An 8,832-nucleotide genomic window follows, 5' to 3' on the forward strand; every position below is an offset into this window, starting at 1 on the left:
ACCTGCCGAAGCGCAGGCCCGCAGCGCCCCACGCGGCTACTGGATCGGCGTCGGCACCGGCGCGGTGGCGCTGCTGGCCTTCTACGCGCTGCTCAGCTTCCAGCGGCTCGAGATCTTCAAGATGCTGCTGAGCTCGTTCTTCCCGCTGATGGCGCTGATCATGGCGGTGCTGGGCTCGATCGTCTTCGGCCTGGCGACGCCGACCGAGGCCGCGGCCGTCGGCGCGCTCGGCGGCTTCGTGCTCGCCGCGGCCTACCGTCAGCTGACCTTCAACGTCGTCAAGGAGAGCGTGTTCCTGACGGCCAAGACCAGCGCGATGGTGTGCTGGCTGTTCGTCGGCTCGGCGATCTTCTCGTCAGCCTTCGCGCTGCTGGGCGGGCAGGAGCTGGTCGAGCAGTGGGTGCTGTCGATGAACCTGACGAAGACCGAGTTCCTGCTGCTGTCGCAGGTGCTGATCTTCATCCTCGGCTGGCCTCTGGAGTGGACCGAGATCATCGTGATCTTCATGCCCATCTTCGTGCCGCTGCTGGACCACTTCGGGGTGGACCCGCTGTTCTTCGGGCTGCTGGTCGCGCTGAACCTGCAGACCGCCTTCCTGTCGCCGCCGGTGGCGATGGCCGCGTTCTACCTGAAGGGGGTCAGCCCGCCGCACGTGACGCTGAACCAGATCTTCGCCGGCATGCTGCCGTTCATGGGGATCCAGATCATCGCCATCGCGCTGCTCTACGCCTTCCCGGCGATCGGGCTGTGGCTGCCGCAGCTGCTGTACCGCTGAGGCCGGGCGGCGGGGCGAACCCCGCCGCCTGTCGAACGGTCAGTCGGCCAGCGAACGCGCGAAGGCGAACACCGAGTTCGGCGCGCGCGTCGTCACCGCACGCGGCGCCGGACGCGGCATCGCCAGCGCGCGGCGGCGCGGCGTGACGTCGATGTCGACACCCTTGGCACGCTGCTCCTCGAGCAGCGACTCCAGCGTGATGCCGGACATGTGCTGCATCATCACCGCGTCGAGTTCGGACCACAGCGCCTGGCCGGGCGTGACCTCGGCGGCCGGCGCCGGACGGTCCTCGACCGCGGAGACGACGTCGGCGATCGTGATCGCGTCGGCGCGGCGGCCGAGCGTGTAGCCGCCGCCCGGGCCGCGCGTGCTCTCGACGAGCCCCTGGCGACGCAGGCGGGCGAACACCTGCTCCATGTACGACAGCGACACCTGCAGCCGGCCGCAGATGGCCGCCAGGGCCACGGGGCCGGCCTGCTGGCGCAGGCCGAGGTCGACGAGGGCGTTGACCGCGAATCGGGTGCGGGTGCTCATGCGCATGGCAGGTTTCCTTTCTTGGGTCCGACGGAGAATCTAGGGCCGCATTCACTTCGTGTAAATGCGATATTTGAATCAGCAAGCTTCGCTTTTCTCGAAGGATCTTCTTCGAGCACCTGCTCGGGTACCGGGGCACGGCACGCACCCCGGACGGCCTGCGGCGCCCTCGGGCGGCGTCTGGCCGTCCCACGGAAGACCGCCCCCGGCGCGGTTGGTTCCGCACAATCGGCCGACAGCCCCCAAGGCGCAGGTGAGTGCATGCTCACACCCGAGCCGCCGACACCGAGACACCGCTTGCGGGAAGCGTCTCGGTGGCGGAGGAATACGCAGGACATCGGCGGCATCGGGTGGCTGGAGCGAGCATCTGCGCTACAGAAGGCCGGCGCGGGGTAAAAGTTCCCCTTCGTCTTGTCGGACATCGCCGCATCCTGTCGCCCTCGGCTGCAGCGCGTCGCCCGACGGTGGCACCACGACGGTGCCTGCGTACAGTGCTCCCATCGCCCACGGCGCGCCCCGATCACCATGAGTTCCGCCTACCGCTATCAAGACGACATCGACTGGGCGCGGCTGCGCGACCAGACCGTTCGCGCCTTCCACGTCTACGCGAACTGGCTGGTCGGCATCAGCTGGAAGCGTTTCGTCGTGCTGTCCATCCTGCTGCTGGTGGCCGCCTCCATCCTCGAGGAGATGCCGCCGTTCCGCTGGACGGTCACCGAGACGATCGAGAACGACCGGCCGGCCCGCCCGGCGCGCAAGCCGGTCGAGCCGCCGGCGCCGCCCGCGCCGCCGGTGGTCGCAGCGCCGCCGCAGCCGGCCTCCGGCGCCTCCGCAGGCACCGGCGGGTCGCTGGACATCCGCATCGACGAACACGGCATCCGCATCACGCCCAAGGACGCCGAGCCGGCCGCCCAGGCGGCGTCGGCCGCGGCCTCGGCGGCCGAGATCGCGCAGAACGCCGCGTCGACGGCCGACGACGGCATCACGATCAACGTGCCGGCCAACGTCGACCGCGAAGCCATCCGCGAGGCGATCCAGGAAGCGCGCGACGCGATCCGCGAGGCCATCGAGGACCAGAAGCAGGCCGCCCGCGACGCCGCCGAAGCCGCACGCGAAGCCGCCGCCGCCGCGCGCGAGGCGGCGGCCGAGGAGGACGTCGTCATCGACAGCGGCGGCCGCCGCGTGCGCCGCATCCACTGGGGCGACTTTCTCAGCGACCTGGCACTGCTGTGGATCATGGGCTCGGCGCTGATCAAGGCGACCTACAAGGGCCGCATCCAGGCCGAGGCCAAGGCCGCACAGGCCACCGAGACCGCCGAGGCCGAGGCGCTTCGCCGCCAGGTCGTCGAGGCGCGCATGGCGGCGATGCAGGCCCAGGTCGAGCCGCACTTCCTGTTCAACACGCTGGCCTCGATCGACCACCTGATCGAGACCGACCCGCAGCGCGCCAGCCAGATGCAGAAGAACCTGATCGCGCTGCTGCGCGCCAGCATGCCGACGATGCGCGAGACCAGCGACGGCGGCGTGCGCGAGCTCGGCCGCGAGATCGCCGTCATCCGCCCCTACCTGGAGATCCTGAAGGTGCGCATGGAGGAACGCCTGGCCACGGTGGTCGACGTGCCCGACGGCCTGCTGTCGGCCGAGTTCCCGCCGATGATGATCCAGACCCTGGTCGAGAACGCGATCAAGCACGGCCTGGAGCCCAAGCCCGAAGGCGGCTCGCTGACGGTGCGCGCCCAGGTCGTGCACGGCAAGCTGCAGGTGACGGTGGCCGACACCGGCCTGGGCTTCGGCAAGGCCGCGACCGCCGGCACCGGCGTCGGCCTGGCCAACGTGCGCGAACGCCTGCAGATGCTCTACGGCGGCAAGGCCACGCTGGCGATCACCGAGAACCAGCCCGGCGGCACGGTGGTCACGATCACGGTACCGTACCGCCCGGTCGAAGGCGCGGCGACGGCCGCCGCTGCCACGGCCTGAACCCCGTCAGGAACCCACGATGAACGACAACGCCCCCGTGCGCGCCGTGCTCGCCGACGACGAGCGCCTGATGCGCGACCAGCTCCGTGCCCGCCTGGCCGAGGTCTGGCCCGAACTCGAGATCGTCGCCGAGGCGCGCAACGGCCTCGAAGCCGTCGAGCTCGTCGGCCAGCACCGCCCGGACATCGTCTTCCTCGACATCCGCATGCCGGGGCTGACCGGCGTCGACGCGGCGCGCCAGATCGCCCAGCTGCCGCCGCGCGACGGCGGCGACGACGACGAGCCGCTGCCGGAGATCGTCTTCATCACCGCCTACGACCAGTACGCGGTCGAGGCCTTCGAGCAGGGTGTCGCCGACTACGTGCTCAAGCCCGCCGAGCGCGAGCGCCTGCAGCTCACCGTCGAGCGGCTGCGCAAGCGCCTGGCGGCGCGCCGCGGCGACGGCGACGAGGCCCCGACCGGGCCGAACATGCAGCAGCTGCTGCACCGGCTGGCCGCCCAGCTGAACCCGGCGGCCGCACCGCGTTACCTCGAGTGGATCCAGGCCGGCGTCGGCAACGCGATCCAGATGATCCCGGTGCAGGACGTGCTGTTCTTCGTCAGCGACGAGAAGTACACGCGCGTGCAGACGGCGCAGGTCGAGGCGCTGATCAGGAAGCCGATCAAGGAGCTGGTCGACGAGCTCGACCCGCAGCGCTTCTGGCAGATCCACCGCAGCGCGCTGGTCAACGTCAACGCGATCTCGGGCGTCACGCGCGACTTCCGCGGCCGCCAGATCGTCAGCGTGCGCGGCCACCCGCAGAAGCTGGAAGTCAGCCGCAGCTACAACGGCCTGTTCAAGGGCATGTGAGCGTGACGCGGCGCCGGGTGGTGCTCGGAGCCGCCGGCGTGGCGGTGCTGGCCGTCGGCGCCGGCGAGCTGATGCGCCGCTTCGGCCCCGCCGGGGTGTCGCCGCTCGTCGACGAACCGGCGCCGCCGCTGGCCGGGCCGCGGCTGGACGATCCGGCGGCCGCGTGGTCGTCGGCCGCGCTCGCCGGCCGGCCCTGGCTGCTGAACTTCTGGGCCTCGTGGTGCGCACCATGCCGCGACGAGCATCCGCTGCTCGTGACACTGGCGGCCGAGCGCCGGCTGACGATGGTCGGCGTCGCCCACCAGGACCGCCGCGACGCCGCACGCGGCTGGCTGGCGCGCCAGGGCAACCCGTACGGCATCGTGCTCGAGGACGCCGACGGCGCGCTGGCCGCGCCCTGGCGGCTGCCGGGCGTGCCGGCGACCTTCGTCGTCGACGCCGCCAGTCGCGTGCGCTTGCGCCGCATCGGCGCGCTGCGCGCCGCCGACCTCGACACCTGGGTCAGGCCGCTGCTGAAGGAGCTGGGCGTCTAGTCGGCGCTCGGTGCCGGCGCCGAGGCCTTGGCCGCGAGCGCGGCGCGCAGCTTGGCCAGGCGCTCGCGCGGATCCTCGCGGCCGGTGGACTCGTTGAGCTTCATCTCGGCGATGAAGCGGCTGGGCACTGCGGCGACGAGTTCGCGCCCCTTCTTGCGCCGGCGCAGCGTGCTGACGACCAGCGTGCGCCGCGCGCGCGTGATGCCGACGTACATCAGCCGCCGCTCCTCTTCCAGGCGCTCGGGCGTCATCTCCTCCTCGCCGGCGCGGAACGGCAGCAGGCCTTCGTTGACGCCGGCCAGCACGACGTGCGGCCACTCCAGGCCCTTGGAGGCGTGCAGCGTCGACAGCGTGACGACGTCCTGGTCCTCGCTGCGTTCGGCCAGGCTGATGATGACGGCGATCGTCTGCGCCACCTCCAGCACCGTCTGCTCGGGCCGGTCCTCGTCGCCGCCGGCGCGGCGCGCGATCCAGTCGACGAAATCGACGACGTTGCTCCAGCGCGAGGCGGCGATCTTCTCGCTGTCCTCGCCGTCGTGCAGGTGGCGCTCGTAGCCGATGTCGGTGAGGAACTCCAGCATCAGCTTGCGCGCCTCCTCGCCGCCGCGCGTGTGGCGCGCGCGCTCCTCCAGCGCGTTCACGTAACGGCCGAACTCGTGCAACGAGTCGATCGCCTTGCCCTTCAGCGCGGTCTTCAGCGTCGGCGAGAACAGCGCCTCGAACAGGCTGACCTTCCACTTGCCGGCGAACTCGCCCAGCGAGGCCAGCGTCTGGTGGCCGATGCCGCGTTTGGGCGTCGTCACGGCACGCAGGAAGGCCGGGTCGTCGTCGGGATTCACCAGCAGGCGCAGCCAGGCGCAGAGGTCCTTGATCTCGGCGCGGTCGAACCAGCTCTGGCCGCCCGAGACCTTGTACGGGATCTGCGCCTGACGCAGCTTCTGCTCGAGGATGCGGGCCTGGTGGTTGGCGCGGTAGAGGATCGCGAAGTCGGCCCAGGCGATGCGCGCGTCGGCGCCGCGCAGCGCCTGGATGCGCGCGACGGCGCGTTCGGCCTCGTGCTCCTCGCTGTCGCACTCCAGCAGCCGCACCGGCTCGCCGTCGCCGAACTCGCTCCAGAGCTTCTTCTCGTAGATCTTCGGGTTCTGGGCGATGACGTTGTTGGCGGCGCGCAGGATGTTGCCGGTGGAGCGGTAGTTCTGCTCCAGCGGGATGACCTTCAGCCGCGGGAAGTCCTGCGGCAGGCGCTTCAGGTTCTCGATCGTCGCGCCGCGCCAGCCGTAGATGCTCTGGTCGTCGTCGCCCACCGCGGTGAACGGCGTGTGCTCGCCGACCAGCGCCTTCAGCAGCTCGTACTGCACGGCGTTGGTGTCCTGGTACTCGTCGACGAGGATGTGGCGGAAGGTCGATTGCCACTTCTCGCGCGCCTCGGCATCACGCGCCAGCAGCTTCAGCGGCAGCGAGATCAGGTCGTCGAAGTCCACCGCCTGGAACGCGGCCAGCCGCTCCTCGTAGCGCTTCATCACGACCGCGGCGACGCGCTGGTCCTCGTCGGCGGCGGCGCGCGCCGCGGCATCGCTGTCCAGGCCCTGGTTCTTCCAGAGGCTGATCGTCCACTGCCAGCTGCGCGCCACCGCGTTGTCGTTGCAGCCGCCGGCCTCGCGCAGCACGCCCAGCACGTCGTCGCTGTCGAAGATCGAGAACTGCTCCTTCAGGCCGAGGCGCGAGCCGTCGGTCTTCAGCATGCGCACGCCCAGCGAGTGGAAGGTGCTGATCGCCAGATCCTTGGCGGCGCGGCCGCCGACGATCTGCTTGGCACGCTCGCGCATTTCGGCGGCGGCCTTGTTCGTGAACGTGATGGCCGCGATCTGGCGCGGCTCCAGCCCGGCCTGCAGCAGGCGCGCGATCTTGTGCACGATGACCCGCGTCTTGCCCGAGCCGGCGCCGGCCAGCACCAGGCACGGGCCTTCCAGGTGATGGACGGCGGCGAGCTGGGCGGGGTTGAGCGTGGCGGGAGCTTCGGCCATCGGTGGCGGTGTCGGGGGCGGGCAAAAGGGGCGCGCATCATAGGCCTTGGCCGCCGGCCGTGCCGGGCCCGCGGCACGGCGCCGCTGCCGCCGGTGACCACGGCATGTTGCATAAATACACGCCGCCACCGACGTCGGGGAAAACACCAGGGCCGCCAGAGCGCCAACCCACCTGGGTCGCACGGGTTCGCCGACGAAGTTGGTGAAGCGGCGGTGTAGCAGGACTACAGTCCGACACACCACCATTGCTCGTCCGAATCATGTCCACGCCCCTCCGCGCCTTCCGCCTGCCCGCCGTCGCCGCCGCGGCCGCCCTGCTCGTCGCCTGTGGCGGCGGCGGCGGAGGCGGCGACGCCCCGCTGCCCGACGTCGACACCAGCAGCGTCACCGCCGCCGACCCCGGCAGCCCGCTGGCCGAAGGCTGGCAGCGCCGCGGCATCGCCCAGGTCTTCGTGCGCAGCTACCAGGACAGCGACGGCGACGGCAAGGGCGACCTGCAGGGCCTGATCTCGCGCCTGGACTACCTGCAGGCGCTCGGCGTCGGCGGCATCTGGCTGATGCCGGTCACCGCCAGCCAGGACGGCGACCACGGCTACGCGGTCAAGGACTACCGCGCGATCGAGCGCGACTACGGCAGCGTCGCGGACCTCGAGGCGCTGGTCGCCGCCGCGCACGCGCGCGGCCTGGGCGTCATCGTCGACTACGTGATGAACCACAGCGCCGCCCAGCACCCGGCCTTCGTGAACTCGCGTGCCGGCAGCACCAACACCTTCCGCGACTGGTACGTCTGGCAGAGCTCGCGTCCGGCCGGCTGGAACATCTACGGCGGCGACCCCTGGCGCTCGGCCAACGGCAGCTGGTATTTCGCGCCGTTCTGGGACCAGATGCCCGACTTCAACCTGCAGAACACGGCGGTCGTGGCCTGGCACCACGACAACCTGCGCTTCTGGCTGAACCTGGGGGTCGACGGCTTCCGCTTCGACGCCGTCGGCAACCTGGTCGAGAACGGCCCGGCAGCCTGGGAGAATCAGCCGCAGAACCACGTGCTGATGGCCGGGGTGCGCGACCTCGTCGGCGGCTACAGCCGCCGCTACATGGTCTGCGAAGGCCCGAGCGACCCGGCCGGTTACGCCGCCAGCTGCGGCAGCGCCTTCGCCTTCGGCTACCAGGGCCAGCTGATCGCCGCGGCCAAGGGCGACACGGCGGCCGTCGCCGCCGTCGCCGCCTACCCGGTCACGGCGCCGGCCGGGGCGGCGACCTTCCTGTCCAACCACGACAGCTTCGCCGGCCAGCGCCCCTGGGACCAGTTCGGCGGCAACGTCGCGCAGTACAAGCTCGCCGCGGCCACCTACCTGCTGCAGCCGGGCGTGCCCTTCGTCTACTACGGCGAGGAGATCGGCATGGCCGGCGCCTCGACGCTGGACGGCGACCCCAAGCTGCGCACGCCGATGAGCTGGACGGCCGCCGGCGGCTTCACGACCGGCACGCCGTACCGGGCACGCTCGGCCAACGCCGCGACGCAAAACGTGCAGGCCCAGGCCGCCGACCCGGACTCGCTGCTCGCGTTCTACAAGGCGATGCTGGCGCTGCGCGGCGAGCGGCCGTCGATCTCGGCCGGCGACTACCTGCAGCCGCAGGCCAGCGGCACGCTGCTGAGCTTCCAGCGCACGCAAGGCGGCGAGCGCACGCTGGTGGTGCTGAACTACGGCACGAGCAGCGCCACCGCCACGGTCACCGGCCTGCCGGCCAGCGCGACGCTGGGCAGCCTGTACCCGAGCGGCGGCGGCGACACCACGGCCAGCGCCGGCGGCGAGGCCTCGATCACGATGGCCGCGCGCTCGGTGCGTGTGTTCGACGTGCGCTGAACCGGCGCGGGCGGCGGCCGGCACATGCCGGCCGCGGCGCTCTCAGCCCTCGCGCGTGCAATCGCGCTCGGCCCTTCGGCAGGCGCAGAACGCCTCCCGGCGTCCTGCGTCCGGCCTCAGAGCTGCTGCAGCACCTCGTAGCGCTTCTGCCGGTACTCCTCGTCGGTGATGAGGCCGTTGTCGTGCAGACGCTTGAGGGTGCGCAGCCGCTGCTCCTGATCCTCGTAGAAGCCCGCGTCACGCGGACGCTGCGGCGCCGGGGCCGGGGCGGCCG

Annotated in this window: 8 protein-coding genes; 5 read left to right on the forward strand and 3 right to left on the reverse strand. The window is 71.4% G+C overall.

The features are described 5' to 3' along the window. On the forward strand, positions 1–775 hold a 775-nt coding region (locus tag RBXJA2T_RS01125; protein WP_009855468.1), incomplete at its 5' end, for a TRAP transporter large permease subunit. A 39-nt stretch (positions 776–814) separates the two neighbouring features. On the opposite strand, the gene RBXJA2T_RS01130 is transcribed toward RBXJA2T_RS01125, so the two are convergent. Beyond that, positions 815–1,315, reverse strand: a complete 501-nt coding sequence (locus RBXJA2T_RS01130) for an Rrf2 family transcriptional regulator (protein ID WP_009855469.1) — start codon at positions 1,313–1,315, stop codon at positions 815–817. A 519-nt stretch (positions 1,316–1,834) separates the two neighbouring features. Between RBXJA2T_RS01130 and RBXJA2T_RS01135 the strand changes: the two genes are divergently transcribed. Genes RBXJA2T_RS01135 through RBXJA2T_RS01145 form a run of 3 tightly spaced genes read left to right on the forward strand, consistent with a single transcriptional unit; the run spans position 1,835 to position 4,669 of the window. Beyond that, positions 1,835–3,286, forward strand: coding sequence for a sensor histidine kinase (locus RBXJA2T_RS01135; RefSeq protein WP_009855470.1), 1,452 nt, complete (start codon positions 1,835–1,837; stop codon positions 3,284–3,286). A 19-nt stretch (positions 3,287–3,305) separates the two neighbouring features. After that, entirely contained in the window at positions 3,306–4,136 is an 831-nt protein-coding gene (locus RBXJA2T_RS01140) for a LytR/AlgR family response regulator transcription factor (RefSeq protein ID WP_009855471.1), read from the forward strand. 20 nt (positions 4,137–4,156) lie between these two features. Further along, entirely contained in the window at positions 4,157–4,669 is a 513-nt protein-coding gene (locus tag RBXJA2T_RS01145; RefSeq protein WP_237704840.1) for a redoxin family protein, read from the forward strand. On the opposite strand, the gene RBXJA2T_RS01150 is transcribed toward RBXJA2T_RS01145, so the two are convergent. Further along, the gene (locus RBXJA2T_RS01150) at positions 4,666–6,693 is read right to left on the reverse strand and encodes an ATP-dependent helicase (RefSeq protein WP_009855473.1); all 2,028 of its coding nucleotides are present in this window, start codon (positions 6,691–6,693) and stop codon (positions 4,666–4,668) included. The two genes, RBXJA2T_RS01145 and RBXJA2T_RS01150, sit on opposite strands and share 4 nt — an antisense overlap. Before the next feature lie 260 nt (positions 6,694–6,953). Here RBXJA2T_RS01150 and RBXJA2T_RS01155 point away from each other — a divergent pair, with 260 nt between their 5' ends. After that, positions 6,954–8,558, forward strand: coding sequence for an alpha-amylase family glycosyl hydrolase (locus tag RBXJA2T_RS01155; protein ID WP_009855474.1), 1,605 nt, complete (start codon positions 6,954–6,956; stop codon positions 8,556–8,558). Positions 8,559–8,674: 116 nt separating this feature from the next. Here RBXJA2T_RS01155 and RBXJA2T_RS21005 read toward each other — a convergent pair whose 3' ends face one another. Further along, positions 8,675–8,764 (reverse strand): SHOCT domain-containing protein, encoded by a 90-nt coding sequence (locus tag RBXJA2T_RS21005; RefSeq protein ID WP_259373676.1) that lies wholly within the window; start codon positions 8,762–8,764, stop codon positions 8,675–8,677. Between the last annotated feature and the right edge of the window lie 68 nt (positions 8,765–8,832).

The sequence above is a fragment of the Rubrivivax benzoatilyticus JA2 = ATCC BAA-35 genome, assembly GCF_000190375.1.
GTDB classification, from domain to species: domain Bacteria; phylum Pseudomonadota; class Gammaproteobacteria; order Burkholderiales; family Burkholderiaceae_C; genus Rubrivivax; species Rubrivivax benzoatilyticus.